Source organism: Burkholderia sp. PR2 (genome assembly GCF_052372875.1).
Lineage (GTDB): Bacteria > Pseudomonadota > Gammaproteobacteria > Burkholderiales > Burkholderiaceae > Burkholderia > Burkholderia diffusa.
In genome coordinates this window covers 497,798-523,626 of record NZ_JBQRWH010000004.1, presented here as the reverse complement: position 1 = coordinate 523,626, position 25,829 = coordinate 497,798, and the positions used below count along the sequence as shown (strand labels likewise).

Here is a 25,829-nt window from a genome sequence, read left to right as displayed (position 1 = left end):
TCAAACCACGGAGCGGTGCAGCAGCACCTCGAAAACGAACCGGCTGCCGACATACGCGAGCAGCAGCGCGGCAAACGACACGAGCACCCAGCGCGCGGCGCCGCGTCCACGCCAGCCCGACGTCTTGTGGGCGACCAGCAGGCCGCCGAACATCAGCCACGACAGCACCGCGAACACGGTCTTGTGATCGAGCCGCAGCGCGCGCGCATCGATCTGCTCGCTGAACAGGATCCCCGACGCGAGCGTCAGCGTGAGCAGCACGAAGCCTGCGCCGATCAGGCGGAACAGCAGCTTCTCGAGCGTGAGCAGCGGCGGCAGTGTCTCGAGCCAGCTCGCGATCCAGCCGGTCGAGCCGTCGCGCCCGCCGCTCCTCAGCGACTGCAGGCGCCGCTCGACCATCAGCATCAGGACCGCGTGCAGCGCGGCGATCGCGAAAAGGCCGTACGCGATGTTCGCGATCAGGAAGTGCATCTTGAACAGCGGCGCTGCGGCATAAGGCAGCACCCGCACGCCGCCGAACACGAGCGGCAGCAGCGACGCGCCGCACGCGAGCGGCAGCACCAGCAGGCGCAGGCTGTCGAGCGGGAAGAAGAAGCTCTCGATCCAGTAGATGCCGGCGCCGAGCCAGAACATCGCGGACAGCGCGAACGCGAAGCCGAAGATCATCGCGTCGTTCGGAAAAATGGTCATGTGCAGCAGCACGCCGTGCGCGACGAGCGCCGCGAACAGCAGCGCGCGGCCGGCCCCGCTCATCCCCGACGCGGCGGACGCCGGAACCGGCACGGCCGGCACGCTCGCGACGAGCGAGGTCGCGCCCTGGCGGTGGGTGCGCCAGCCTGCGACGGCGAGGCCGCCGTACAGGAATGCGGTGAGGGCATACAGTACAATATCCATGTTCGAAGTTTACACTAGGCCCCCTTCCCGCGACGGCTCCCTTTGTTCGGTTCCGTTGCGCCTTCGGGCCCCACTGTCCATCGCTCCCCATGCTCGACAATCTCACTCAACGGATGGCGCGCGTCGTCAAGACGCTGCGCGGCGAGGCCCGGCTCACCGAGGCGAACACCCAGGAGATGCTCCGCGAGGTGCGTCTCGCGCTGCTGGAAGCCGACGTCGCGCTGCCCGTCGTCCGCGAATTCATTGCCAAGGTCAAGGAAAAGGCGCTCGGCGAGGAAGTGATCAGCAGCCTGTCGCCGGGTCAGGCGCTCGTCGGCGTGGTCCAGAAGGAACTGACCGCCGTGATCGGCGGCGACTACGAAGGCAAGGCCGCCGAGCTGAACCTCGCGGTCACGCCGCCCGCGGTGATCCTGATGGCCGGCCTGCAGGGCGCCGGCAAGACGACGACCGCCGGCAAGCTCGCGAAGCTGCTGCGCGAGAAGTACAAGAAGAAAGTGCTGACGGTGTCGTGCGACGTGTATCGCCCGGCCGCCATCATGCAGCTGAAAACGGTGAGCGAACAGGTCGGCGCCGACTTCTTCCCGTCGACCCCGGACCAGAAGCCCGTCGACATCGCACTCGCGGCCGTCGACTGGGCGAAGCGCCACTACCATGACGTGCTGATCGTCGACACGGCCGGCCGCCTCGGTATCGACGAGGCGATGATGCAGGAAATCGCCGCGCTGCACGGCACGCTGAAGCCGGCCGAAACGCTGTTCGTCGTCGACGCGATGCTCGGCCAGGACGCGGTCAACACCGCGAAGGCGTTCAACGACACGCTGCCGCTCACCGGCGTCGTGCTGACCAAGCTCGACGGCGATTCGCGCGGCGGTGCCGCGCTGTCGGTGCGCCACATCACGGGCAAGCCGATCAAGTTCGTCGGCGTCGCCGAGAAGCTCGACGGCCTCGAGGTGTTCTACCCGGACCGGATGGCGAACCGGATCCTCGGCATGGGCGACATCCTCGCGCTCGTCGAGGAGGCGCAGCGCGGCGTCGACGTGCAGGCCGCGCAGAAGCTCGCCGACAAGGTCAAGAAAGGCGGCGACTTCGACCTGAACGATTTCCGCGCGCAGATCTCGCAGATGAAGAACATGGGCGGGCTGTCCTCGCTGATGGACAAGCTGCCCGCGCAATTCCAGCAGGCGGCGGCCGGCGCCGACATGGGCCAGGCCGAGAAGTCGATCCGCCGGATGGAAGGCATCATCAGCTCGATGACGCCGGCCGAGCGCGCAAAACCCGAAATCATCAAGGCGACGCGCAAGCGCCGCATTGCAGCCGGCGCGGGCGTGCCGGTGCAGGAAGTCAACCGGATGCTGAATCAGTACGACCAGATGCGTACGATGATGAAGAAGCTGAAGGGCGGCAACATGCAGAAGATGATGCGCGGCCTGAAGGGCATGATGCCCGGCATGCGCTGATTCCGCCCGCCGGTCGGCGCGCGGGTTTTTGCCGTAGCGCGCGCCGGCCGTTCTGCTTCATCCTTATTTGTATACCGACTGCCCGCCAGAACACATGAACCGCGAAGAAGCCCTCCACATTTTCGACCACTCCGAAGAGATCGTCTCGGCCGATGCCGTCAACGCATCGATCGCCCGGATGGCCGACGCGATCCGCGCCGACATCGGCGACGCGTTTCCCCTCGTGCTCTCGGTGATGGGTGGCGCCGCGGTGTTTACCGGCATGCTGCTGCCGCATCTCGATTTCCCGCTGGAGTTCGACTACATCCACCTGACCCGCTACCGCAACACCACGCAGGGCAGCCCGGAGATGCACTGGCGCGTCGCGCCGCGCGAATCGGTGAAGGACCGGATCGTGCTCGTGCTCGACGACATCCTCGACGAAGGCGAGACGATGGCCGCGATCCGCGACCGCATCCTCGACATGGGTGCAAAACGCTTCATGTCCGCCGTGCTGTGCGAGAAGACGCTCTCGAAGGCGAAACCGCTGCATCCCGACTTCTGCGGCTTCTCGGTGCCGGACCGCTACGTGTTCGGCTGCGGGATGGACGCAAAGGGCTACTGGCGCAATCTGCCGACGATCCGCGCACTGACCGCGAACGTCTGACCGCCCTGCCCGCTACAAAGAAAAGCGGCGCCCCGGTTTCCCGGAGCACCGCTTTTTTTTCGTCGGCACGCGCCGCGCCGCCCGCGCTACAACTGGTGCACGAACGCCCGGATGCCGGCCAGCAGCATCTCGACCGAGATCGCGACGAGCACCAAACCCATCAGCCGCTCGAACGCCGCGACGGTCCGCTCGCCGAGCCACTGCTGGATCCGTTCGGCCAGCACCAGCGTGATCGCGCAGACGATCATCGTGACCGTCAGCGCGCCAACCCACTCGAACATCTTGCCCGGCGCCTGCGACGTCAGCAGCATCACCGTCGCGAGCGCGGACGGCCCGGCAAGCGCCGGAATCGCGAGCGGCACGATGAACGGCTCGCCCCCGGCGCGCGGATCGCTGCCGAGCGCGCCGTCCGGATGCGGGAAGATCATCCGCAGCGCGATCAGGAACAGCACGATCCCGCCGCCGAGCCGCAGCGACAGGTCGGTCAAGCTCATCATCCGCAGGAAGCGGTCGCCGACCACCATGAAGAACAGCAGGATCACGAACGCGATCCCCACTTCACGCAGGATCAGCTTCACGCGCCGCTCGCGCGGCACGTCCCGCATCGCCGTGATGAACAGCGGGATGTTGCCGAGCGGATCCGTGATCAGCACGAGGAGCACGGTGGCCGACAGGAAGGTGTATTCCACCGTGTTCCCCTGTTGTAGCGCTTAGCGCGCGAGCGCAGCGCGGATCTTTTCCGTCACCGTCGCCGCGGCGGCGTCGGCCGGCAGCAGCGTCGCTTCGGCGTCGCGGCGGCCCTGGTACTCGATCTTGCCTTCCTTCAAGCCGCGCTCGCCGATCACCAGGCGATGCGGCACGCCGATCAGTTCCCAGTCGGCGAACATCACGCCCGGGCGCTCGCCGCGATCGTCGAGGATCACGTCGATGCCGGCGGCGGCCAGTTCCGCGTACAGCTTGTCGGCCGCCTCGCGAACCATGTCGCTGCGATCGTAGCCCATCGGGCACAGCACGACCTCGAAGGGGGCGATCGACTCGGGCCAGATGATGCCGCGGTCGTCGAAGTTCTGTTCGATCGCCGCGCCGAGAATACGCGTGACGCCGACGCCGTAGCAGCCCATCAGCATCGGCTGCGGCTTGCCCGATTCGTCGAGGAACGTCGCGCCCATCGCTTCCGAGTACTTGGTGCCGAGCTGGAACACGTGGCCGACTTCAATGCCGCGGCAGATGTCGATCACGCCCTTGCCGTCCGGCGACGGATCGCCCTTCTGCACGTTGCGCACGTCGGCGACGTCCGGCTCGGGCAGGTCGCGGCCCCAGTTCACGCCAGCGATGTGATAGTCCACCTCGTTTGCGCCGACGACGAAGTCGCTCATGTTCGCGACCGTGCGGTCCGCGATCACCTTCACGGGCTTCTTCGTGCCGACCGGGCCGAGATAGCCCGGCGGCGTGCCGAACCACTCGACGATTTCCTGCTCGGTCGCGAAGCGGTGGTTCTTCAGCCCCGGCAGCTTCGACACCTTGATCTCGTTCAGGTCGTGATCGCCACGCAGCATCACGAGCCAGATGGTCGGCTCGGCGCCTTCGTTGTCGGTCGCGAGCACGATCGATTTGATCGTGCGCTCGAGCGGGATCGCCAGCAGTTCGGCGACGGCTTCGCACTTCGCCTTGCCGGGCGTCGCGACCTTCTCCATCGCTTCGGCCGGCGCCGCGCGCTCGGCAATCAGCGGCAACGCTTCGGCCGCCTCGATGTTCGCCGCGAAGTCGGACGTCGGGCAGTAGGCGATCGCGTCCTCGCCGGTATCGGCGATCACGTGGAACTCGTGGGAGAAGTTGCCGCCGATCGAGCCGCTGTCGGCCGCAACCGCACGGAACTCGAGGCCGAGGCGCGTGAAGATGCGCACATATGCGTCATACATCTTGCGATACGACTCGTTCAGACCGGCCGCGTCCTTGTCGAACGAATACGCGTCCTTCATGATGAATTCGCGGCCGCGCATCACGCCGAAGCGCGGACGAATCTCGTCGCGGAACTTCGTCTGGATCTGGTAGAAGTTCACCGGCATCTGCCGGTAGCTCTTGATCTGGTTGCGCGCGATGTCGGTGATGACTTCCTCGTGCGTCGGCCCGATCACGAAGTCGTTGTCCTTGCGGTCCTTGAAGCGCAGCAGCTCGGGGCCGTACTGTTCCCAGCGCCCCGATTCCTGCCACAGCTCGGCCGGTTGCACGGCCGGCATCAGCAGCTCGATGGCGCCTGCCCGGTTCATTTCCTCGCGCACGATCGCCTCGACCTTGCGAATCGAACGCAGGCCGACCGGCAGGTAGTTGTAGATGCCGCCGGCGACGCGACGGATCATGCCGGCGCGCACCATCAGCTTGTGGCTGACGATCTCTGCGTCGGCCGGTGCTTCTTTGAGGGTGCCGATAAAGAAACGGGAAGCTTTCATGCGGACGGTTCCAAATACGGCGCCCCAAGGCGGGGCGCCCGAAAAAGTTTCAAGGTGAAAAAGCTGCGCGCGGCGAACAACGAGGGACGACGATGGCGCAGATGACGTAGCAGACTAATCAGGGACAATTCAGCCGGTGCACCCCGCGCGGATTCGCTCCGTCACGGTGCGCAGCGCCCGTTATCTGTTTATAATCAAAGCAATTTTAAAGGATTCGAAGGTGGTTGTATGCTGGATCGTGAAGGCTTTCGCCCGAACGTCGGCATCATCCTCTTGAACGCGCGCAACGAGGTGTTTTGGGGCAAGCGGCTCCGCGAGCATTCCTGGCAGTTTCCTCAAGGTGGGATCAAGTACGGCGAGACCCCCATGCAGGCGATGTACCGGGAACTGCACGAAGAGACCGGCCTGCACCCGGAACACGTCAAGATAATCGGCCGCACCCGCGACTGGTTGCGTTACGAGGTGCCTGACAAGTTCATCAAACGCGAAGTACGCGGCCATTACCGCGGCCAGAAGCAGATCTGGTTCCTGCTGCGGATGGTCGGACGCGATTGCGACATTTGCTTGCGCGCGACCGATCACCCGGAGTTCGATGCGTGGCGCTGGAACGAGTACTGGGTGCCGCTCGATGCGGTGATCGAGTTCAAGCGGGATGTCTATCAGTTGGCGCTGACGGAACTGTCGCGCTTCCTGCGCCGCCCGGCGCAGCGAGCCGAAAAGCCGCGTGGGCCGCGTCCGTCGCGCTATCCGCGCGTCATCGGTGCGCAGGTCCAGCAGACGCTGACGATTGTCGACACATCGTTAGTCTGTTCGGAGATCGAAGTGGAGGCGAGCACGCTCGACGAGATGCCGCCCCGCGAGATCGTCGGCAAATGACGAGTCGGACTGCATGACCGGGCGCGACCTTGTGTCGCGCCCTTTTTTTACGAGGAATGCATATTGAAAGCGATTGCTCTCGCGCTCGCATCGATTGTCGCGGCGGCCACGCTGGCCGGTTGCGCAAATTCGAAGACGCCGACCAACAAGGATGACAGCGAGTTCGTGTACCTGCTGGACCGCCAGGGCAACTGGAAGGAAAACCCGGTCGACACGCTGCCGCCGCTTCCGCAAGCGGGCGACCTGCTGCCGTTCAACGTATCTCAGAACACGCCGCTCAAGTTCTCCGTCGATGCGAAGTCGCTCGCGGTCGGCACCGACGGCGTCGTGCGCTATGCGGTCGTCATCACGAGCCCGGCAGGCGCACGCAACGTGAACTATGAAGGCATCCGCTGCGACACCTACGAATGGCGTCAGTATGCCGGCCTGAATTCGGATCACGACGGCTGGGACCGCACGGTCGAGAACGACTGGCGTCGCATCGAGAACGGCGAGTTGAACGCGTACCACTCGGCGCTGTACCAGGACTACTTCTGCTCGAACAAGATGCCACAGGGCACGACCCAGCAGATTCTCGAGAACATCCGGTTCCACCGCACCGCGATGAGCCAGCTGCGCTGACTGCGCGACGCAGGCCACCGGCCCTGCCCCGCCAATCACAACAAAAAGCCCGCACAGCGCGGGCTTTTTTAGTATCTCGGGACGTCTGGCCGAATGGTTACACGAGCACGAGGTTGTCGCGGTGAATCAGCTCCGGTTCCAGCATGTAGCCAAGCACCGTCTCGATCTCGCCGCTCGGCTTGCGGTGAATCAGCTTCGTTTCCGCACTGCTGTAGTTCGTGAGACCGCGCGCCACTTCGCGTCCGTCGGGGCCGACACATGCGATCACCTCGCCGCGCGCGAACGCCCCCTGCACGCCAATCACGCCGATCGGCAGCAGGCTCTTGCCGCCGGCCGTCAGCTTCTCGACCGCACCGGCATCGATCACGACGTGCCCGCGTACCTGCAGATGGTCGGCCATCCATTGCTTGCGCGCGGCCATCCGCGCGGTGCGCGCGATCAGCTGCGTGCCGATCGCCTCGCCCGCCGCCAGCCGCACCAGCACGTCGGCTTCGCGGCCGCTCGCGATCACGGTGTTCGCGCCGCTGTGCGCTGCGCGCTTCGCCGCGAGGATCTTCGTCAGCATTCCGCCGCGGCCGAGGCTCGAGCCGGCCCCGCCCGCCATCGCCTCGAGTTCCGGTGCGCCCGCACTGGCTTCCGCGACCAGCGTCGCGTTCGGATCCTTGCGCGGATCGGCGGTGAACAGCCCCGACTGATCGGTCAGGATGATGAGCGCATCGCCTTCGATCAGGTTCGCGACCAGCGCGCCGAGCGTGTCGTTGTCGCCGAACTTGATTTCGTCGGTGACGACCGTGTCGTTCTCGTTGATGATCGGCACGACGCCGAGCCGCAGCAGCGTGAGCAGCGTCGAGCGCGCATTCAGGTAGCGCTCGCGATCGGCAAGGTCGGCATGCGTCAGCAGGATCTGCGCGGTGCGGATATCGTGCTCGGTAAAGCGGCTTTCATAGACTTGCGCGAGCCCCATCTGGCCAACCGCGGCGGCAGCCTGCAGCTCGTCGATCTCGCGCGGACGCTTGCTCCAGCCGAGCCGCTGCATCCCTTCAGCGATCGCGCCCGAACTGACGAGCACCACTTCCTTGCCCTGCGCGCGCAGCGCGGCGATCTGGGCCGCCCAGCGGCCGATCGCAGCATGATCGAGCCCCTTGCCGTCGTTGGTTACGAGGCTCGAGCCCACCTTCACCACCAAACGCTTCGAATCCGCGATGATCGAACGCATCGTGCGCCGTCTCCTGTATCTGATGCCTGCCCGACCGGGCGCGCTTAAATTCCGGCACCGGGCGCGACGCCCGGTGCGTTCCGGTGCGTTCCGGCGCGCTCAGGCGTCGTCGCCGGGCGTCGCGCCGCCATCGGCGGGCGGCGCATCGCGGAATCGCACGTCCGCGGCCAGATCTTCCTCTTCCGCCGCGCGATGCGCGTCCGAATGCTGGGCGAGGTAGTCGTAGATCGCGTAGCACAGCGCTTCGCATCCCTGGCCCGTGAGCGCCGAAATCTCGAACACCGGGCCGTCCCAGCCGAAACGGTCGAGGAAATCGGCGACGCGCGCCTCGCGCTCGTCTTCCGGCACCATGTCGAGCTTGTTGAGGACGAGCCAGCGCGGCTTCTCATAGAGCGCCTCGTCGTACTTGCGCAGTTCGCCAACGATCGCGGTTGCTTCCGCGACCGGATCGACGCTTTCGTCAAACGGAGCCAAATCGACGAGATGCAACAGCACGCCGGTGCGCTGCAGGTGTCGCAGGAACTGGTGGCCGAGGCCCGCACCTTCAGCTGCGCCCTCGATCAGCCCCGGGATGTCGGCGATCACGAAGCTCTTGCTCGGGCCGACCCGCACGACGCCGAGGTTCGGCGCGAGCGTTGTGAACGGATAGTCGGCGATCTTCGGCTTCGCGTTCGACACCGACGAGATGAAGGTCGACTTGCCAGCGTTCGGCATGCCGAGCAGACCGACGTCGGCGAGCACCTTCAGTTCGAGCCTCAGCATGCGCCGTTCGCCCGGCTTGCCGTCGGTCTTCTGGCGCGGCGCGCGGTTCGTGCTCGACTTGAAATGCAGGTTGCCGAGACCGCCTGCGCCACCCTTCGCGAGCATCACCTGCTGATCGTGCTCGGTCAGGTCGGCGATCAGTTCGCCCGTGTCCATGTCGGTCACGACCGTGCCGACCGGCATGCGCAGCGTGACGTCGTCACCGCCCTTGCCGTAGCAATCGGATCCGCGACCGTTTTCGCCGTTACGCGCCAGGTGCTTCTTCGCGTAGCGATAGTCGATCAGCGTGTTGATGTTACGGTCAGCGATCGCGTAGACGTTCCCGCCCCGGCCGCCGTCGCCGCCGTCCGGCCCGCCGAACGGAACGAATTTCTCGCGGCGCATCGACGCGCTGCCATCGCCTCCGTCGCCGGCGATGACTTCGATTCGTGCTTCGTCAATGAACTTCATTCGTCACTCCGACCAGTATTTCCGCTATTGTGCCGCGCGCCGGCGCGCTTGAACAATCTGCCGTTCGGCCAATTGCCCGCCGTTTCGCGACAGCCGCCGGTGCGCACATGCGCCCGGCGGCCAAATAAAAAAAGGCCCCGCGAAGACTGCGGGGCCTTTCGGCTACGAAGCCCGTGGGTGCCTAAAATTAGGCAGCCGCCGGGACAACGATGACCAGATGCTTCTTGTCCGCGCCCTTGGTCGCGAACTTGACGTGACCGTCGACCAGCGCGAACAGGGTGTGATCCTTGCCCATGCCGACGTTCTCGCCAGCGTGCATGCGCGTACCGCGCTGACGCACGATGATGCCGCCGGCATTGATTGCCTGGCCGCCATACACTTTCACGCCGAGACGTTTCGACTCGGAGTCGCGGCCGTTCCGGGAAGAGCCGCCTGCCTTTTTGTGTGCCATCTGATTGCTCCTTTACCGAGGCGCTTACGCGTTGATCGCGTCGATGCGCAGCTCAGTGTAGTTCTGGCGGTGGCCGCCGTGCTTTTGGTAGTGCTTCCGGCGACGCATCTTGAAGATGGTGACCTTGGCATGACGACCGTGCGACACAACGGTGGCCTTGACGGAAGCCCCACTGACCAGCGGCGTACCGAACTTAATCGATTCGCCTTCGCCCACTGCGAGAACCTGGTCGAGCGTGATTTCAGCGTCAATGTCAGCCGGTATCTGTTCTACTTTGAGTTTTTCGCCAACGGCAACCTTGTACTGCTTGCCGCCGGTTTTTATGACCGCGTACATTGAGAACCTCACTCTGGATCCAAATTTTCCGCACACCACGCGCGGAAAACACGTGATTATACATGGGGTTAGCACCCAAGTCAAAGCCGATCCGCGATTGCCGCGCGCAAGACCTGGCCGGACGGCCAAAATCACGGTGCCGGCACGTCCGACAGACCGGGATATCGTGGATTCGACTTATAATCCGCGGCATCACCCATTTCGATCATCATGTCGTCGTCCACCGCCTCCCCCACCCTCAGCGCCGCCCACCTGCTCGCCCCGATCGCCAGCGATATGGAGCAGGTGAATCGCGTTATCCGGCAGAGCCTCGCGTCCGACGTGCTGCTGATCAACCAGATCGCCGAGTACATCATCGGCGCGGGCGGCAAGCGGCTGCGTCCGGCCCTGCTGTTGCTCGTCGCCGGTGCGCTCGGCGAGACGTCGCACCAGCGGCACGTGCTGGCTGCCGTCGTCGAGTTCATCCACACCGCCACGCTGCTGCATGACGACGTCGTCGACGAATCCGAACTGCGGCGCGGCCGCCAGACGGCCAACGCGCTGTTCGGCAATGCGGCGAGCGTGCTGGTCGGCGACTACCTCTATTCGCGCTCGTTCGAGATGATGGTCGGCGTCGGCAAGATGCGCGTGATGGAAATCCTGTCGGAAGCGACGACGATCATCTCCGAAGGCGAAGTGCTCCAGCTTCTGAACATGCACGACGCGGACGTCGACGAGTCGCGCTACATGCAGGTGATCCGCTACAAGACAGCGAAGCTGTTCGAGGCATCGGCCCGCCTGGGCGCGGTGCTCGCCGGCGCCGATGCGCCGACCGAAGCCGCCGCTGCCGAATACGGCCGGCGGATCGGCACCGCATTCCAGATCATGGACGACTGGCTCGACTACGCTGGCACGGCCGAAGCGATGGGCAAGAATGCCGGCGACGATCTGCGTGAAGGCAAACCGACGCTCCCGCTCATCTACCTGATCGAACGCGGCACGCCAGAACAGTCGGCGCTCGCGCGCGAGGTGATCGAACAAGGCGGCACCGATCGCTTCGATACGATTTTCGATGCAATCACCCGCTCGGGCGCGCTCGACCATACGCTCGAATGCGCGCGCAAGGAAGCACAGGCCGCTGCGGCCGCGATCGCCGCGTTCCCGGATTCGATCTACAAGGAAAGCCTGCTCGCGCTGTGCTCGTACTCGACGTCGCGACAGTCGTAAACGCGCCGCGAAGGGGACGCGATACCTTGTCTCGAAAAATTTCTTCAACAAGGTATTCCCTTTTAGAAAAAACATCGTTATAGTTACGTTCTTGCTTGAGACGACGCAGCGATCTTCACGAAGACGCTAGAGTCGGAAGAGCAAAAAATCGGGGTGTAGCTTAGCCTGGTAGAGCGCTACGTTCGGGACGTAGAGGCCGGAGGTTCGAATCCTCTCACCCCGACCAGATTTGAAAAAACCGTGCACCACGTGCACGGTTTTTTTTTGCCTTCCTTTTGCCCGGTCACGCGAGCCCGATGCCGCGTGCGATATATCCCGGCCGCCGGCCTCTGCTATATTCCCTCCATCCCTGTCCTTCACTGCCCTTCTGACGCGTGGACCAAATTCCCTTATGGGCGCAAATCGGCGCCGTCTTCCTGCTTCTCCTCTGCTCCAGCTTCTTTTCCATTTCCGAGACCGCGATGATGGCGCTCAACCGCCATCGGCTGAAGCATCTCGCCGGCCAGGGCGTGCTCGGCGCGAAAACCACGCAGGGTCTTCTCACACGCACCGACCTGCTGCTCAGCGTGATCCTGATCGGCAATAATCTGTTCAACACGATCATCCCGGTTCTAACGACCTCGCTCGCGCTACACACGTTCGGCCGCAACAACCTCGCGCTGTCGATCGCGACCGGCATCGTCGCGTTCCTGATCATCGTGTTCGCGGAAATCGCGCCGAAGATCGTCGGCGCGACCTTCCCCGAGCGCATCGCGCTGCCCGCCAGTCTCGTGATCGCGCCGCTGATGCGCGTGTTCAAGCCGATCGTGTGGTTCGTCAACGCGCTCGCGAACGGCGTGCTCTGGGTGCTGCGCATCAACACGAAGAAGGGCCGCGACCAGCGGATGTCGGCCGACGAGCTGCGCGCGATCGTGCTCGAATCGAGCAGCTTCATGCCGACCAAGCACCGCAGCATCCTGCTCAACCTGTTCGACCTCGAGAACATCACCGTCGACGACGTGATGGTGCCGCGCCGGCAAATCGAATCGCTCAACTTCCACGCGCCGCTCGACGACATCCTGCATCAGCTCGAGACCTGCTATCACAACCGCCTGGTCGTCTACGAAGACGACATCGACAAGGTGCTCGGCGTGTTGCACGTCCGGAAGACGCTCACCGCACTTCACAACCAGGATTTCGACCGCGAAACGTTGCGCACGCTGCTCGCCGAGCCGTACTACGTGCCGTCGGGCACGCCGGTCGTCCAGCAGCTCCAGTATTTCCAGGAGAGCCGGCAACGAACCGCACTTGTCGTCAACGAGTACGGCGAACTCGAGGGGCTCGTCACGCCCGAGGACATCATCGAGGAACTGATCGGCGAATTCACGACGTCGATGCCGCGCGGCGAACGCGCGGGCGGCTGGAACCAGAACGGCGAATGCATCGTCGCCGCCAGCATGCCGCTGCGCGAACTGAACCGCTGGCTGCACCTGCAACTGCCAACCGACGGACCAAAAACGTTGAACGGCCTGATCCTCGAAATCCTCGAGGAAATTCCCGAAGGCGACGTGTGCCTGAAAATCCGTGACGTGATGCTCGAGGTCATGCGCAGCGACGACCAGGCCGTTCGCACTGTCAAGCTCTTCAAGCCGCGCAGCACGCGCGCACGCGCCACGCGCTAGCCGAACGGCCGACTGTCAGCACCGCTCGCGATACGCGACCATTTGCAGGTCACGATCAACAGGCGGCCGAGCGCCGGCTCACATGCACCTCCCACCTCCTGGGGCGCCGCTGCACACGCAGCGGCCGCCTGCCTCCATCGACGCATCGCCCGCTGAAACGCCCCGATCGCTCGATGCGGCGCAGCTCGACGATTCGCCCGCCGTGCGGCTGCTGACCGACACGCTGCACGCCGCCCGCGTGCGCGACGCGTCCGACGTCCACGTCGAACCGTTCGAAGCAGGCTGGCGCATTCGCCTGCGCATCGACGGCGTCCTGCACGAACACGCGCGGCCGCCTGCTCATCTGCGCGACGCACTCGTCACACGGATCAAGGTGCTCTCCCGCATGGACATCGCCGAGCGCCGGCTTCCGCAGGACGGCCGGCTGCGCATCGCGGTCGACGGCGGCATGCGAGGCGACTACCGGGTCAGCTCGCTGCCCACGCTGTTCGGCGAGAAGCTCGTGTTGCGTCGCCTCGAAACATTACCGCCCGACCTCACGCTTGCGCGCCTCGGCTTCGACGCGCGGCAGGCGGCGGCGATGGAGGCCGCGATTCGCGCGCCACACGGCCTCGTGCTCGTCACCGGGCCGACCGGAAGCGGCAAGACGCTGTCGCTCTACTGCGCGCTGCAGATGCTCGACCGCGATGCCCACAATGTGTGCACTGTCGAGGATCCGGCCGAGATTCAGCTCGACGGCATCAACCAGGTCGGCGTGGCGGAAAAAGCCGGGCTCACTTTCGCCACTGCGCTGCGCGCGCTGCTGCGGCAGGACCCGGACGTCATCATGGTCGGCGAGATTCGCGATGCGGAGACGGCCGACGTCGCGATCAAGGCCGCGCAGACCGGGCACCTCGTGCTGTCGACGCTGCACACGAACGACGCGCCGACAGCCGTCGCGCGACTGCTCGACATCGGCGTCGCGCCGTACAACCTGGCGGCCGCATTGCGCCTCGTCACCGCGCAACGCCTCGTTCGCCGTCTGTGCACCATCTGCCGCGTGCGTTCGGACGCGTCGGCACGCGCGCTGCGCGAAGCTGGCTGCGATTCGGCAGCGCTGGAATCCGGATGGCGTCCGTTCGTCGCGCGCGGCTGTGCCGCCTGTCACGGCATCGGTTATCGCGGCCGGATCGGCCTGCATCAGACAATGCCGGTTTCACCGGCAATGGCGGAGCGCATCGTCGCGCGCGCAAGCGTCGGCACGCTCGCACAATGCGCGGCGTCCGAGGGCGTATGCAGTCTGCGCGACGCGGCACTTGCGCACGTCCGCGACGGCACGACGAGCATCGCGGAAGCGCTGGCCGCGACGCCTGACGCGTGACCTCCATGCGTGCACCGCCAAACGAAACCTGCTTCGCGTGGCGTGGCCGTCGTCGCGACGGCACGCCATGCCGCGGGAACGTCATCGCCTTCGATGCCGCAGCCGCACGAGCAGCGCTTGCGCGCGACGGCGTCGCGGTGCTGTCGCTCGACGTCCGCGGCGCGGCCCGACCACCAGCGGCCAGCGCAAGGGAGGTCACGCGCTTCACGCGTCAGCTCGCGAGCCTGCTGCAAGCCGGACTACCACTCGCACCGTCGCTCGAGATGCTCGCCCGCACCCGCACGCGCGACGGGCTGCCGCGCATCGCCGCCGGTCTCGCGCGCGAGATCGTCGGCGGGCAACGCTTCGCCGCCGCGCTCGCACGCTATCCGTCCCAGTTCGGCATGCTGTATCGCCAGTTGATCGAGGTGGGCGAGGCATCGGGTGCGCTCGGTACCGTACTGACCCGCGTCGCGGAGCACCGGGAACGCGCCGACGCGCAATGGCGCAAGCTGCGTGCCGCACTTGCGTACCCGGTCGCCGTCATCGTGTTCGCGCTCGCTATCTCGGCCGCGCTGATGGTGTGGGTCGTGCCGACGTTCCGACAGATCTTCGACGGTTTCGGCACGGCACTGCCTGCACCGACCCGCGCCCTGCTCGCCCTCTCGTCCGCGACATCGGCCTGGGGTGGCACGTTGGTTGCCGGCGCAGCCGTCGCAGTATTCACCGCGCGCCACGCGCTGCGGCGCTCGCCTTCGCTGCGCTATACGGTGGCACGGCATCTGCTGAATCTGCCGTTCGTCGGCAGCGCGCTCACGCGCTTCGCGACCGCGCGGTGGTGCCGCTCGCTTGCAACGCTGCTCGGTGCCGGCGTCCCGCTCGCCGATGCGTTCGCCACGCTCGAGCGCACCGCCGGCCATCCTGTGTTCGAACAGGCCACCGCACAGATTGCGACGCGCGTGCTGCGCGGCGCGCGTCTGGCCGATGCGATGCACGCGATGGGATGCTTCCCGGACGACGTCGTGCAGCCGATCGCCGTCGCCGAGGAAACCGGCGCGCTCGACACGATGCTCACCGATATCGCCGCGCTATGCGAGCGCCAGCTCGACGCGCGTCTCGATGCGCTCGCCGCGCTCGGCGAGCCGCTGATCGTGATCGTGCTGGGCGCACTCGTCGGCGGCCTCGTGATCGCGATGTATCTGCCCATCCTTCAGCTGGGCAACGTGGTGTAGCATCGCAACCGATTCTGTCGCCTTTCATGCCCGAACCCGAGCCCCATGACGCCCGCGCCCCTGATCACCGTTTTCGCCTCGCCCGACAGCATGTTGCTCGCGCTGGCGACGCTGCCGCATGCGGTGCAGTATGCGTTCGCCGTCGTGCTCGGCCTGTGCGTCGGCAGCTTCGTGAACGTCGTCGTGCACCGGGTCCCGGTGATGATGCAGCGCGCCTGGCAGGCCGAGATCGCCGAAGCGACCGGCAGCGCAAGCGCGCCGCCGGACGACGGTTATCCGCCGCATTACGATCTGTGGCGCCCGCGCAGCGCCTGTCCACATTGCGGTCACGTGCTGCGTGCGTGGGAGAACATCCCGCTCGTGAGCTACTTGCTGTTGCTTGGGCGCTGCCGTCAGTGCGGCCATGCGATCGGCGTGCGCTATCCGCTCGTCGAGCTCGCCGGTGCGCTGCTCGCCGCCGGTTCGCTCGCCGCGTTCGGCCCCACCGTCGCCGCACTCGCCGCGTTCGGACTGTGCGCGGCACTGCTGGCAATGAGCGCGATCGATATCCAGACCGGGTACCTGCCCGATTCGATGACGCTGCCGTTGCTGTGGGCCGGGCTCGCACTGAACCTCGGCGGCACGTTCACGTCGCTGCGTTCGGCCGTGGTCGGCGCGATGGCCGGCTACCTGTTCCTGTGGTCGGTCTACTGGCTGTTCAAATGGTTGCGCGGCATCGAGGGCATCGGCTTCGGCGACCTCAAGCTGCTCGCCGCGCTCGGCGCATGGATGGGCTGGGCCGCGCTGCCGCAGGTCGTGCTGTTCGCCGCGGTGACGGGCGCGCTCGTCGGGCTCGTCGCGACCTGGCGCGGACGCATGCGCTTCGAGGAGCCGATTCCGTTCGGCCCGTTTCTCGCGGCAGGCGGCGTCGCGACGCTGTTTTTCGGCACCCCTTTCTACTCGGCACTCGGCGGCTGACATGACGCACCGCCGGCGGCCGCCATGTTCGCTGCGTCGCGGGGAGGCGCTTCGCTGCCTCGCGACGGCCCGGCGGAGGCTCACATGTTTTCAATAGGACTCACCGGCGGCATCGGCAGCGGCAAGACGACCGTCGCCGACATGTTCGCCGCACGCGGCGCATCGCTCGTCGATACCGACCTGATCGCGCACCGCATCACCGCACCGGCCGGCCTCGCGATGCCAGCGATCGAACAGGCATTCGGACCGGATTTCGTCGCTGCCGACGGCTCGCTCGACCGCGCGAAGATGCGCGCACTCATTTTCAGCGACGACGACGCACGTCGGCGCCTCGAAGCTATCACGCATCCGCTGATCCGCGCCGAGACCGAGCGCGAGGCCCGCGAAGCGCAGGGCCCATACGTGATCTTCGTCGTGCCGCTGCTCGTGGAGTCAGGTAACTGGAAGGCGCGCAGCGATCGCGTGCTGGTCGTCGACTGTCCGGTCGACACGCAGATCGCACGTGTGATGCGGCGCAATGATTTCACGCGCGAACAAGTCGAAGCGATCATCGCAAGACAAGCGACGCGCGAAGCGCGTCTCGCCGCGGCCGACGACGTGATCGTCAACGACGCGACGACACCCGCTGCTCTCGCTGCACAGGTCGATGCACTGCACCAACGCTATCTTGCGTTCGCGGCTGCCGCACACTGACCGCCGCGCGCGATCGTGATGCTGTACGAAATTGGTGCGTTGCTAGGGTAGACAGTGAGCATTAGAATGTCCTGCATTGTTTCAATCCCTACCCTAGAGGCGAGCGCGCTTGATTCTTTACGAGTATCCGTTCAACGAGCGAATTCGCACGCTATTGCGCCTCGAAGACCTGTTCGAGCGCTTCGCGTTCTTTTTGGCTCAGGAGGACCCGCGTGAACATCACGTCGCGCTGACGACGCTGTTCGAAATCGCTGAGGTCACAGGCCGCGCGGACCTGAAATCGGATCTGATGAAGGAGCTCGAACGTCAACGCCAGACGCTCGCCCCCTTTCGCGGCAATCCGGGCATCGAACAGAATGCGCTCGAGGCCGTGCTCGGTGAAATCGAGCAGACGCTCGCCAATCTTGCGCAGATGCAGGGCAAGACCGGGCAGCATCTGGTCGACAACGAGTGGCTCGCCAGCATCCGCAGCCGCGCGGTGATTCCCGGCGGCACGTGCAAGTTCGACCTGCCGTCGTACTATGCGTGGCAGCAATGGCCCGCGGAACAGCGGCGCCAGGACATCGCGAAATGGATCCTGCCGCTGCTGCCGCTGCGCGATGCCGCTGCGATCGTGCTGCGGCTCGCACGTGAATCGGGGCAGGCCTCGAAAGTGATGGCGATGCAGGGCAGCTACCAGCAGATGCTGTCGGGGCGCTCCTACCAGCTGATGCAGGTCCGCGTACCTCCGGAGCTGCGCGTGATTCCCGAAGCGAGCGCCAACAAATACATGCTGTGGGTACGGTTCACCATGCAGGACGGCGACGTGCGGCCGCGCGCGGTGGACATCGACGTGCCGTTCCATCTGACACTGTGCAATCTGTAACGGCCGCGTGCCGGTTCGACGCTTTCGTATGACTACCGTTGTGAAATGTCCTTCGTGCGGCGCAGAAGTGCGCTGGACGCCTGAAAACAAGTTCCGTCCCTTCTGTTCGGCCCGCTGCAAGCAGCTCGACCTCGGCGCATGGGCCGCAGAAAAGTACCGGATCGGCGGGTCCTCCGACGAGGGTCCGTCGTCGGAGGAAGACGGCGCCGACGGCCGCCGCGACAGCTGAGCGGCGCGCGACACCGCCCGCCCTGCGGATATGGCCCGCCTTTCAGGCGAGCCGCCACGGCGTCATTGCGACGCCGCCTCCTTCTCGAGCAGCTCCAGCACCGGCAGCGCCGCCGGCAACAGCGGCGCGACCTCGACCGGCAGTTGCTGCCACACGAACGCCTGCCCTTCCTTGCTGTGCGGCTCACCCGTCCAGCCCGTCACCTTGCAGAAATAGAGCCGCACGTACGCGTGCGGATAATCGTGCTCGAGCGTATGCCAGCGGTGGCTGGCCGTGACTTCGATGCCGAGTTCCTCGTGCAATTCGCGCGCCAGCGCGTCCTCCACGCTCTCCCCGGCCTCCAGCTTGCCGCCGGGAAACTCCCAGTAGCCCTCGTACGGCTTGCCCTGCAGCCGCTGCGCGAGCAGGTAACGACCGTCTGCCTGCACCATCACGCCGACCGCGACCTCTGTCACCTTGCGTCCATCGGGCGCGCGCACGCTGCCCGCTGCGAAATCCGTACTCATGCCTGCTCCTTGCGACCCGACCAGTCGCGCGCAAACTGCCATGCGACGCGCCCCGAACGCGAACCGCGCTCGAGCGCCCAGACGAGCGCGTCGCCGCGCGCCGTCTCGATCTCCGCGTCCGCGCAGCCGAAATGTCGCAGCCAGTGCGCGACGATGTCGAGGTAGTCGTCCTGCTTGAACGGGTAGAAGCTGACCCACAGGCCGAAGCGCTCCGACAGCGAGATCTTTTCCTCGACGACTTCACCGGGGTGGATCTCGCCGTCCGGCAGATGCTTGTACGACTCGTTGTCGCTCATGTACTCGGGCAGCAGATGGCGGCGGTTCGACGTCGCGTAGATCAGCACGTTGTCGGACTGCGCGGCGATCGAGCCGTCGAGTGCGACCTTCAGCGCCTTGTAGCCCGATTCGCCCTCCTCGAACGACAGGTCGTCGCAGAACACGATGAAACGCTCCGGACGCTCAGAGATCAGATCCACGATGTCGCCGAGATCGTGCAGGTCGTCCTTGTCGACTTCGATCAGGCGCAGCCCGTCCTTCGCATACGCGTTCAGGCAGGCCTTGATCAGGGACGACTTGCCAGTGCCGCGCGCACCTGTCAGCAGCACGTTGTTCGCCGGCTTGCGCTGGACGAACTGTCGCGTGTTCTGCTCGATCAGCCCTTTCTGTCGATCGATGTTGTGCAGGTCGCCCAGCGTGATCGACGACGCTGCCGGCACCGGCTGCAAATAGCCGCGCCCTTGGCGCTTGCGCCAGCGGAACGCGGTGGCGGCGTTCCAGTCGATGGCCGCCGGCGCGGGCGGCAGCATCCCCTCGAGGCGGCCGAGCAGCGCTTCCGCGCGCGTCAGAAACTGTTCGAGCTTGTCCATGTCGTTCGAGCGCTCCGGATCAGGAGCGATAATCCGCGTTGATGCTCACGTAATCGTGCGAAAGATCGCACGTCCAGATCGTTGCCTGCGCGTCACCGCGGCCGAGCAGCACGCGGATCGTGATTTCGCTCTGCTTCATCACGCGCTGGCCGTCCTCCTCCTGGTAAGCCGGGTTGCGGCCACCAGCCTTCGCGACGAGCACGTCGTCGAGATAGAGATCGATCTTGCCGACGTCGAGATCCGTGACGCCCGCGTAGCCGATCGCCGCGAGGATCCGGCCCAGGTTGGGGTCGGATGCGTAGAAGGCCGTCTTCACGAGCGGCGAGTGCCCGATCGCATAGGCGATCTGGCGGCACTCGGCGACGCTCTTGCCGCCTTCGACCTGCACCGTCATGAATTTCGTCGCGCCTTCGCCATCGCGCACGATCAGCTGCGACAGCACCTGAGCGACCTGCGTGACCGCATCGCGCAGCGCTGCATAGGCCGGTGAATCGGTCGACGTGATCGCGGGCAGCGTGCTCTTGCCCGATGCGATCAGGATGAACGAGTCGTTCGTCGACGTGTCGCCGTCGATCGTGATGCAGTTGAACGAGCGGTCGGCCACTTCCTTCACGAGCGTGTCGAGGACCGGCTGCGCCACGGTCGCATCGAACGCGAGGAAGCCCAGCATCGTCGCCATGTTCGGCTTGATCATGCCCGCACCCTTGCTGATGCCTGTCAGCGTGACCGTGTGGCCGTCGATCGTCACCTGGCGAGACGTGGCCTTCGGCAGCGTGTCGGTCGTCATGATCGCCTGCGCGGCGTCATACCAGTTCGCGGCCTTGCGGTTTGCGAGCGCGGCCGGCAGCCCGGCCTTCAGGCGGTCGATCGGCAGCGGCTCGAGGATCACGCCGGTCGAGAACGGCAACACCTGCGCGGCGTCGATGCCCGCGAGGCGCGCGAGTTCCGAGCAGGTCTCGCGCGTGTTCACGAGGCCCGGCTCGCCGGTGCCCGCATTCGCATTGCCCGTGTTCACGACGAGCGCGCGGATGCCCGCGCCGCCGGCACGCACCGTTGCCAGGTGCTCGCGACACACCGTCACCGGCGCGGCGCAGAAGCGGTTCTCGGTGAATACGCCGGCGACCGTCGCCCCTTCGTCGACGGAAATGACCAGCACGTCCTTGCGATTCGGCTTGCGGATGTTCGCTTCCGCCCAGCCGAGCGTGACGCCGGCGACGGGATGGAGTTGGGCGGGATCGATCGACGGAAAATTGACAGCCATGGGGCACACCTGCCGGATGGAAAATGCCGGCATCCGCCGGCATCGATTGGAAGAACCGGCGGGCCGCACGCGGGCCGCCGCAACTCACATCACTGACTCGAAGCTGCAAACGAAGCGGCACGCGGATGCGCGCCGCCGTCGATCATGACAGCTTCCCGTGACATTGCTTGTACTTCTTGCCGCTGCCGCACGGGCACGGGTCATTGCGGCCGACCTTCGGCATCTCGCCGCCGGGGCCGCCGTGGGTCATCGCGCTGCCGACCATGTCGGCCGTCGCGGTCGCCGCGGTGGCGGCCGCGACGTTCGCGACCGGGGCACCGGATTCCGCGTAGTCGGCATGCTGATACTCGACGTTTTCGAGCTGACCGCCGCGCTCCTCGATCTGCTCGGCGGCTTCCTCGAGCTGCTCCGGCGACTGGATCTGCACGTTCATCACGATGCGCGTGACTTCCTGCTTGATCGCCTCGAGCATCGCGGCGAACAGTTCGAACGCCTCGCGCTTGTACTCCTGCTTCGGGTTCTTCTGCGCATAGCCGCGCAGGTGGATGCCCTGGCGCAGGTGGTCGAGCGCCGCGAGGTGCTCGCGCCACAGGCGATCGACCGTCTGCAGCATCACCGAGCGCTCGAAGGCGCTGAACGATTCGCGGCCGACCATCGCGACCTTCGCCTCGTACTGCTCGTCGGCGGCGGTCGTCACCGCTTCGAGAATCTCCTCGGCGGTGATCGACGACGACTCGTTCACCATTTCCTGGATCGCGAGGTCGAGCTGCCAGTCGTTGCGCAGCGCTTCCTCGAGCTCGGGCACGTCCCACTGTTCCTCGATGCTGCCTTGCGGTACGAACTGGTGGACGACTTCGGCGATCACGCCATGACGCATCGCCGAGATCGTCTCGGTGATGTCGTGGGCTTCGAGCAGTTCATTGCGCTGCTGGTAGATCACCTTGCGCTGGTCGTTCGACACGTCGTCGTATTCGAGCAGCTGCTTCCGGATGTCGAAGTTGCGCGCTTCGACCTTGCGCTGCGCCGATTCGATCGAACGCGTAACGATGCCGGCCTCGATCGCCTCGCCTTCCGGCATCTTCAGTCGGTCCATGATCGAGCGCACGCGGTCGCCCGCGAAGATGCGCAGCAGCGGATCGTCGAGCGACAGGTAGAAGCGCGACGAGCCCGGGTCGCCCTGGCGGCCCGCACGGCCGCGCAGCTGGTTGTCGATCCGGCGCGATTCGTGGCGCTCGGTGCCGATGATGTGCAGGCCGCCCGCGGCCTTCACCTGCTCGTGCAGCGTTTCCCACTCGTCGTGCAGCTGCTTGATGCGGCGCGCTTTTTCGTCGGCCGGGATCGCGTCGTCGGCGTCGATGAACGCGGCCTGCTTCTCGGCGTTGCCGCCGAGCACGATGTCGGTACCGCGGCCCGCCATGTTGGTCGCGATCGTGATGCGGTTCGGACGGCCGGCTTCCGCGACGATCGCGGCTTCACGCTCGTGCTGCTTCGCGTTCAGCACCTCGTGCGGCAGGCCGGCCTGCTTCAGCAGGTGCGACAGCAGTTCCGAGTTCTCGATCGACGTCGTGCCGACCAGCACCGGCTGGCCGCGCTCGTAGCAGTCGCGAATGTCGCGGATCACCGCGTCGTAACGCTCCTTGGCCGTCTTGTAGATCTGGTCCTGCTTGTCGATCCGCTTCGGCGGGCGGTTGGTCGGGATCACGACCGTCTCGAGGCCGTAGATCTCGTTGAATTCGTACGCTTCGGTGTCGGCCGTACCGGTCATGCCCGCGAGCTTCGCGTACATGCGGAAGTAGTTCTGGAACGTGATTGAGGCGAGCGTCTGGTTCTCGCTCTGGATCTTCACGTGTTCCTTCGCCTCGACCGCCTGGTGCAGGCCGTCGGACCAGCGGCGACCCGCCATCAGGCGGCCCGTGAATTCGTCGACGATCACCACTTCGCCGTTCTGCACGACGTAGTGCTGGTCCTTGTGGAACAGCGTGTGCGCGCGCAGCGCCGCGTACACGTGGTGCATCAGCGTGATGTTCTGCGGCGCGTACAGGCTCTCGCCCTCGCCGATCAGGCCCCACTCGGCGAGCAGCCGCTCGGCCTTCTCGTGGCCCGACTCCGTCAGGAACACCTGGCGCGCCTTCTCGTCGAGCGTGTAGTCGCCCGGTTTCTCGACGCCCGTGCCGTCGGCCTTCTCCTCGCCGATCTGCCGCTCGAGCAGCGGCGGCAGCGCGTTCATCCGGACGTACAGTTCGGTGTGATCTTCCGCCTGGCCCGAGATGATCAGCGGCGTACGCGCCTCGTCGATCAGGATCGAGTCCACTTCGTCGACGACCGCGAAGTTCAGTGCCCGCTGCACGCGCGCGTCGGTCTCGTAGACCATGTTGTCGCGCAAGTAGTCGAAGCCGAACTCGTTGTTCGTGCCGTAGGTGATGTCCGCCGCGTAGGCCTGCTGCTTCTGGTCGTGCTCCATGCCGGACAGGTTGATGCCGACCGACAGACCAAGGAAGTTGTAGAGGCGCGCCATCCATTCGGCGTCGCGCTGCGCGAGGTAGTCGTTGACCGTCACGACGTGCACGCCACGGCCGGCCAGCGCATTCAGGTAGACGGGCAGCGTCGCGACGAGCGTCTTGCCCTCGCCGGTGCGCATTTCCGCGATCTTGCCGTAGTGGAGCACCATGCCGCCGATCATCTGCACGTCGAAGTGGCGCATCTTCAGCACGCGGCGGCTCGCCTCCCGGCAGACCGCGAACGCCTCGGGCAGCAGCTTGTCGAGCGACTCGCCGCCCGCGATCCGCTGGCGGAACTCATCCGTCTTGCCGCGCAACTGGTCGTCCGTCAGCTTCTCGATCTGCGTTTCGAGCGCATTGATCGTCGCGACGGTCTTTTGGTATTGCTTGACGAGCCGTTGGTTGCGGCTGCCAAAAATTTTCTGGAGAAAACCGGTTGTCATCGGATCGGATCCTGCGTCGCAGCACCGGCGCCCGGCGCGCGTTGCGCGCCCCGACGCCCGAGCCTCGGCGGCTTAGCGAATTAGTGGAATCAAACGAGGAATTTTAGCACGCGAGGAAGCATGCGCCGGTGTCCCGGCTGGACTCACGCCGCACGCCAAACCCGCGCGGGCCACCGGCCACGTGGCCCGAAAGCCGCCCGTGCGCGAGCCGGCGCGGGTACAATCGGCGTCAACGTCCGCGCCCGTGCGCGCCCGAAGAATGCCTCGATGAACCGATTTTCCAAGCGTTTCGGCCCGCTCGCCGCGTATCGCCCGCAACCCGTGTCCGAAGTGCTCAACCGCACCGACGCGTTCGCGGCGCTGCGCGCCGGCGTCGAACAAGTCGCGTCGCTGCAGCGCGACCTCGCCGCGCTCCTGCCCGACTATCTTGCGAATCACGTCGAACCGGGCTCCATCAAGGACGGCACCCTGACCCTCTTTGCCGCGCACAATGCGCTCGCCGCCCGGCTGCGGCAGGTCGAGCCGCGCCTGCTCGCCGATCTCCAGAAGCGCGGCTGGCCGGTCTCGGCGCTGCGCGTGCGCGTGCGTCCGAAGGACGCGCCGGAACCACCGCACGTGAAGCAGGCGCGTATGACAACCGTCGGCGCCACCGCGTTGCGCGACCTCGCCGATCACCTCGAGCCGTCGCCGCTGCAGGCTGCACTCGCGCGGATGGCCGCGCGCCACGGTGCGAAGTCTTCGCGCTGAACGTGCGCCGACCGCGCAGGCGGCCGCCCAACGAAAAAGCGACCCGAAGGTCGCTTTTTTTATCGCGGGTGCCGAACGCCGATCAGGCGAAGGCCGTCTGCGTGTCGAACGCGAAGCCGCTCGGCGCGGCTTGCGGATCGTCGAACGTGACGATCTCGTATGCGTCCTCGTGCGCGAGCAGTTCGCGCAGCAGCGCGTTGTTCAGCCCGTGACCCGACTTGTATGCGGTGTACGACGCCAGCAGCGGATGGCCGACCACGTACAGGTCGCCGATCGCGTCGAGCATCTTGTGCTTGACGAACTCGTCGTCGTAGCGCAGCCCATCGTTGTTCAGGATCCGGTATTCGTCGAGCACGATCGCGTTGTCCATGCTGCCGCCGCGTGCGAGACCCAGCTCGCGCATCATTTCGACTTCATGGGCAAAACCGAACGTGCGCGCACGCGCGATCTCGCGGACGTACGACGTGTTCGCGAAGTCGACCTCGAGTTCCTGGCCGGTCTTGTCGACGGCCGGGTGACGGAAGTCGATCGTGAACTTCAGCTTGAAGCCGAAATACGGATCGAGACGCGCGAACTTGTCGCCGTCACGGATTTCGACCGGCTTCTTCACCTTGATGAAGCGCTTCGGCGCGTTCTGCTCCTCGATGCCCGCGGACTGGATCAGGAACACGAAGGACGCGGCGCTGCCGTCCATGATCGGGATTTCCTCTGCCGTCACGTCGACATAGAGGTTGTCGATGCCGAGGCCGGCACACGCCGACATCAGGTGCTCGACGGTCGACACGCGCGCACCATCCTTCTGCAGCACCGACGCGAGCCGCGTGTCGCCGATCGACATCGCGGATGCCGGGATGTCGACAGGCGTGGGCAGGTCGACGCGCGAGAAAACGATCCCCGTGCCCGGCGCCGCCGGGCGAAGCGTCAGTTCGACCTTGCGGCCCGAGTGGAGACCGATGCCCACGGTCTTCACGATCGATTTGATGGTGCGCTGCTTCAGCATGATGTTCTTCATCTTGATTGAGATTATCAATCAGGAGTTATATTCGATAGGTGGGATTATAGCGTAATTCCCTATTCAACGCTGTTTGAAACTGCGTATCAATCTGTTTCGACTGTTTACCCGCGCCGATACGGGACGGGCCGATGCCCGGAACGGAGGCGTTTCCGGTC

Annotated in this window: 25 protein-coding genes and 1 tRNA gene; 14 read left to right on the top strand and 12 right to left on the bottom strand. The window is 65.6% G+C overall.

What is annotated here, in order from left to right:
* Window positions 1–894 (bottom strand): cytochrome C assembly family protein, encoded by an 894-nt coding sequence (locus ACT2FV_RS19625; RefSeq protein WP_059608188.1) that lies wholly within the window; start codon window positions 892–894, stop codon window positions 1–3.
* 89 nt (window positions 895–983) lie between these two features.
* On the opposite strand from ACT2FV_RS19625, the gene ffh reads away from it, so the two are divergent.
* Both ffh and ACT2FV_RS19615 read left to right on the top strand, forming a co-directional pair.
* A complete protein-coding gene (gene ffh, locus ACT2FV_RS19620; protein ID WP_059608187.1) occupies window positions 984–2,351 on the top strand; it encodes a signal recognition particle protein in 1,368 nt (455 codons plus the stop codon).
* Window positions 2,352–2,445: 94 nt separating this feature from the next.
* The gene (locus ACT2FV_RS19615; RefSeq protein WP_124624737.1) at window positions 2,446–2,997 is read left to right on the top strand and encodes a hypoxanthine-guanine phosphoribosyltransferase; all 552 of its coding nucleotides are present in this window, start codon (window positions 2,446–2,448) and stop codon (window positions 2,995–2,997) included.
* Window positions 2,998–3,083: 86 nt separating this feature from the next.
* Here the strand turns inward: ACT2FV_RS19615 and ACT2FV_RS19610 are convergent, their stop codons facing one another.
* Window positions 3,084–3,686: a MarC family protein gene (locus ACT2FV_RS19610; RefSeq protein WP_012363042.1), complete on the bottom strand. Its 603-nt coding sequence runs from the start codon at window positions 3,684–3,686 to the stop codon at window positions 3,084–3,086.
* A 21-nt stretch (window positions 3,687–3,707) separates the two neighbouring features.
* Entirely contained in the window at window positions 3,708–5,444 is a 1,737-nt protein-coding gene (locus tag ACT2FV_RS19605; RefSeq protein ID WP_151048153.1) for a proline--tRNA ligase, read from the bottom strand.
* Window positions 5,445–5,672: 228 nt separating this feature from the next.
* On the opposite strand from ACT2FV_RS19605, the gene ACT2FV_RS19600 reads away from it, so the two are divergent.
* Both ACT2FV_RS19600 and ACT2FV_RS19595 read left to right on the top strand, forming a co-directional pair.
* Window positions 5,673–6,320 (top strand): RNA pyrophosphohydrolase, encoded by a 648-nt coding sequence (locus ACT2FV_RS19600; RefSeq protein ID WP_059608184.1) that lies wholly within the window; start codon window positions 5,673–5,675, stop codon window positions 6,318–6,320.
* 63 nt (window positions 6,321–6,383) lie between these two features.
* Window positions 6,384–6,941 (top strand): CNP1-like family protein, encoded by a 558-nt coding sequence (locus ACT2FV_RS19595; protein ID WP_059465329.1) that lies wholly within the window; start codon window positions 6,384–6,386, stop codon window positions 6,939–6,941.
* Window positions 6,942–7,038: 97 nt separating this feature from the next.
* Here the strand turns inward: ACT2FV_RS19595 and proB are convergent, their stop codons facing one another.
* From proB to rplU, 4 genes are all read right to left on the bottom strand, one after another.
* Window positions 7,039–8,157, bottom strand: a complete 1,119-nt coding sequence (gene proB, locus ACT2FV_RS19590) for a glutamate 5-kinase (protein WP_059465328.1) — start codon at window positions 8,155–8,157, stop codon at window positions 7,039–7,041.
* Between the two features lie 99 nt (window positions 8,158–8,256).
* Complete coding sequence (gene cgtA / locus ACT2FV_RS19585; RefSeq protein WP_444504626.1) at window positions 8,257–9,369, bottom strand: Obg family GTPase CgtA; 1,113 nt, start codon at window positions 9,367–9,369, stop codon at window positions 8,257–8,259.
* Window positions 9,370–9,556: 187 nt separating this feature from the next.
* Window positions 9,557–9,820, bottom strand: a complete 264-nt coding sequence (gene rpmA / locus ACT2FV_RS19580; protein ID WP_006476999.1) for a 50S ribosomal protein L27 — start codon at window positions 9,818–9,820, stop codon at window positions 9,557–9,559.
* A gap of 24 nt (window positions 9,821–9,844) precedes the next feature.
* On the bottom strand, window positions 9,845–10,156 hold the full coding sequence (gene rplU, locus ACT2FV_RS19575; RefSeq protein WP_006025184.1) for a 50S ribosomal protein L21: 312 nt from the start codon (window positions 10,154–10,156) through the stop codon (window positions 9,845–9,847).
* 210 nt (window positions 10,157–10,366) lie between these two features.
* On the opposite strand from rplU, the gene ACT2FV_RS19570 reads away from it, so the two are divergent.
* The 9 genes from ACT2FV_RS19570 (at window position 10,367) to ACT2FV_RS19530 (ending at window position 18,338) form a co-directional block, all read left to right on the top strand.
* On the top strand, window positions 10,367–11,362 hold the full coding sequence (locus tag ACT2FV_RS19570; protein WP_059608181.1) for a polyprenyl synthetase family protein: 996 nt from the start codon (window positions 10,367–10,369) through the stop codon (window positions 11,360–11,362).
* Between the two features lie 149 nt (window positions 11,363–11,511).
* A tRNA-Pro gene (locus ACT2FV_RS19565) sits at window positions 11,512–11,588 on the top strand.
* A gap of 148 nt (window positions 11,589–11,736) precedes the next feature.
* Complete coding sequence (locus ACT2FV_RS19560; protein WP_082729084.1) at window positions 11,737–13,023, top strand: HlyC/CorC family transporter; 1,287 nt, start codon at window positions 11,737–11,739, stop codon at window positions 13,021–13,023.
* Window positions 13,024–13,105: 82 nt separating this feature from the next.
* Window positions 13,106–14,383 (top strand): GspE/PulE family protein, encoded by a 1,278-nt coding sequence (locus ACT2FV_RS19555; protein WP_226113456.1) that lies wholly within the window; start codon window positions 13,106–13,108, stop codon window positions 14,381–14,383.
* Between the two features lie 5 nt (window positions 14,384–14,388).
* Window positions 14,389–15,594: a type II secretion system F family protein gene (locus ACT2FV_RS19550; protein ID WP_444504625.1), complete on the top strand. Its 1,206-nt coding sequence runs from the start codon at window positions 14,389–14,391 to the stop codon at window positions 15,592–15,594.
* A 45-nt stretch (window positions 15,595–15,639) separates the two neighbouring features.
* On the top strand, window positions 15,640–16,551 hold the full coding sequence (locus ACT2FV_RS19545; RefSeq protein ID WP_444504624.1) for a prepilin peptidase: 912 nt from the start codon (window positions 15,640–15,642) through the stop codon (window positions 16,549–16,551).
* A gap of 84 nt (window positions 16,552–16,635) precedes the next feature.
* Window positions 16,636–17,244, top strand: coding sequence for a dephospho-CoA kinase (coaE, locus tag ACT2FV_RS19540; protein ID WP_444504623.1), 609 nt, complete (start codon window positions 16,636–16,638; stop codon window positions 17,242–17,244).
* Window positions 17,245–17,353: 109 nt separating this feature from the next.
* Window positions 17,354–18,109: a cell division protein ZapD gene (zapD, locus tag ACT2FV_RS19535; protein WP_059608176.1), complete on the top strand. Its 756-nt coding sequence runs from the start codon at window positions 17,354–17,356 to the stop codon at window positions 18,107–18,109.
* A 28-nt stretch (window positions 18,110–18,137) separates the two neighbouring features.
* Window positions 18,138–18,338, top strand: a complete 201-nt coding sequence (locus ACT2FV_RS19530; RefSeq protein ID WP_444504622.1) for a DNA gyrase inhibitor YacG — start codon at window positions 18,138–18,140, stop codon at window positions 18,336–18,338.
* 62 nt (window positions 18,339–18,400) lie between these two features.
* Here the strand turns inward: ACT2FV_RS19530 and ACT2FV_RS19525 are convergent, their stop codons facing one another.
* The 4 genes from ACT2FV_RS19525 to secA all read right to left on the bottom strand — a co-directional run bounded on the left by ACT2FV_RS19525 (window position 18,401) and on the right by secA (window position 23,912).
* A complete protein-coding gene (locus tag ACT2FV_RS19525) occupies window positions 18,401–18,844 on the bottom strand; it encodes an NUDIX domain-containing protein (RefSeq protein WP_059608174.1) in 444 nt (147 codons plus the stop codon).
* Entirely contained in the window at window positions 18,841–19,710 is an 870-nt protein-coding gene (locus ACT2FV_RS19520; protein ID WP_124903820.1) for an ATP-binding protein, read from the bottom strand. Before ACT2FV_RS19520 ends, ACT2FV_RS19525 begins: the two co-directional genes overlap by 4 nt.
* A 19-nt stretch (window positions 19,711–19,729) precedes the next feature.
* Window positions 19,730–20,971 (bottom strand): bifunctional glutamate N-acetyltransferase/amino-acid acetyltransferase ArgJ, encoded by a 1,242-nt coding sequence (gene argJ, locus ACT2FV_RS19515; protein ID WP_059608172.1) that lies wholly within the window; start codon window positions 20,969–20,971, stop codon window positions 19,730–19,732.
* Between the two features lie 142 nt (window positions 20,972–21,113).
* The gene (secA, locus tag ACT2FV_RS19510) at window positions 21,114–23,912 is read right to left on the bottom strand and encodes a preprotein translocase subunit SecA (RefSeq protein ID WP_124624710.1); all 2,799 of its coding nucleotides are present in this window, start codon (window positions 23,910–23,912) and stop codon (window positions 21,114–21,116) included.
* A 267-nt stretch (window positions 23,913–24,179) separates the two neighbouring features.
* Here secA and ACT2FV_RS19505 point away from each other — a divergent pair, with 267 nt between their 5' ends.
* Window positions 24,180–24,659 carry a DUF721 domain-containing protein gene (locus tag ACT2FV_RS19505; RefSeq protein ID WP_059535175.1) on the top strand — a complete coding sequence of 160 codons (480 nt, stop codon included), beginning with the start codon at window positions 24,180–24,182 and terminating at the stop codon, window positions 24,657–24,659.
* A gap of 82 nt (window positions 24,660–24,741) precedes the next feature.
* Here ACT2FV_RS19505 and lpxC read toward each other — a convergent pair whose 3' ends face one another.
* A complete protein-coding gene (gene lpxC / locus ACT2FV_RS19500) occupies window positions 24,742–25,659 on the bottom strand; it encodes a UDP-3-O-acyl-N-acetylglucosamine deacetylase (RefSeq protein ID WP_059506998.1) in 918 nt (305 codons plus the stop codon).
* Between the last annotated feature and the right edge of the window lie 170 nt (window positions 25,660–25,829).

Bases quoted from the DNA above. Each gene is read 5' to 3' on its own strand.
- rplU (WP_006025184.1), bottom strand. From the start codon at position 10,156: ATGTACGCGGTCATAAAAACCGGCGGCAAGCAGTACAAGGTTGCCGTT.
- coaE (WP_444504623.1), top strand. From the start codon at position 16,636: ATGTTTTCAATAGGACTCACCGGCGGCATCGGCAGCGGCAAGACGACC.
- cgtA (WP_444504626.1), bottom strand. From the start codon at position 9,369: ATGAAGTTCATTGACGAAGCACGAATCGAAGTCATCGCCGGCGACGGA.
- ACT2FV_RS19530 (WP_444504622.1), top strand. From the start codon at position 18,138: ATGACTACCGTTGTGAAATGTCCTTCGTGCGGCGCAGAAGTGCGCTGG.
- ACT2FV_RS19520 (WP_124903820.1), bottom strand. From the start codon at position 19,710: ATGGACAAGCTCGAACAGTTTCTGACGCGCGCGGAAGCGCTGCTCGGC.
- lpxC (WP_059506998.1), bottom strand. From the start codon at position 25,659: ATGCTGAAGCAGCGCACCATCAAATCGATCGTGAAGACCGTGGGCATC.
- ACT2FV_RS19625 (WP_059608188.1), bottom strand. From the start codon at position 894: ATGGATATTGTACTGTATGCCCTCACCGCATTCCTGTACGGCGGCCTC.
- ACT2FV_RS19605 (WP_151048153.1), bottom strand. From the start codon at position 5,444: ATGAAAGCTTCCCGTTTCTTTATCGGCACCCTCAAAGAAGCACCGGCC.
- proB (WP_059465328.1), bottom strand. From the start codon at position 8,157: ATGCGTTCGATCATCGCGGATTCGAAGCGTTTGGTGGTGAAGGTGGGC.
- ACT2FV_RS19505 (WP_059535175.1), top strand. From the start codon at position 24,180: ATGAACCGATTTTCCAAGCGTTTCGGCCCGCTCGCCGCGTATCGCCCG.
- rpmA (WP_006476999.1), bottom strand. From the start codon at position 9,820: ATGGCACACAAAAAGGCAGGCGGCTCTTCCCGGAACGGCCGCGACTCC.
- ffh (WP_059608187.1), top strand. From the start codon at position 984: ATGCTCGACAATCTCACTCAACGGATGGCGCGCGTCGTCAAGACGCTG.
- argJ (WP_059608172.1), bottom strand. From the start codon at position 20,971: ATGGCTGTCAATTTTCCGTCGATCGATCCCGCCCAACTCCATCCCGTC.
- ACT2FV_RS19550 (WP_444504625.1), top strand. From the start codon at position 14,389: ATGCGTGCACCGCCAAACGAAACCTGCTTCGCGTGGCGTGGCCGTCGT.
- ACT2FV_RS19545 (WP_444504624.1), top strand. From the start codon at position 15,640: ATGACGCCCGCGCCCCTGATCACCGTTTTCGCCTCGCCCGACAGCATG.
- ACT2FV_RS19570 (WP_059608181.1), top strand. From the start codon at position 10,367: ATGTCGTCGTCCACCGCCTCCCCCACCCTCAGCGCCGCCCACCTGCTC.
- secA (WP_124624710.1), bottom strand. From the start codon at position 23,912: ATGACAACCGGTTTTCTCCAGAAAATTTTTGGCAGCCGCAACCAACGG.
- ACT2FV_RS19555 (WP_226113456.1), top strand. From the start codon at position 13,106: ATGCACCTCCCACCTCCTGGGGCGCCGCTGCACACGCAGCGGCCGCCT.
- ACT2FV_RS19525 (WP_059608174.1), bottom strand. From the start codon at position 18,844: ATGAGTACGGATTTCGCAGCGGGCAGCGTGCGCGCGCCCGATGGACGC.
- ACT2FV_RS19615 (WP_124624737.1), top strand. From the start codon at position 2,446: ATGAACCGCGAAGAAGCCCTCCACATTTTCGACCACTCCGAAGAGATC.
- ACT2FV_RS19600 (WP_059608184.1), top strand. From the start codon at position 5,673: ATGCTGGATCGTGAAGGCTTTCGCCCGAACGTCGGCATCATCCTCTTG.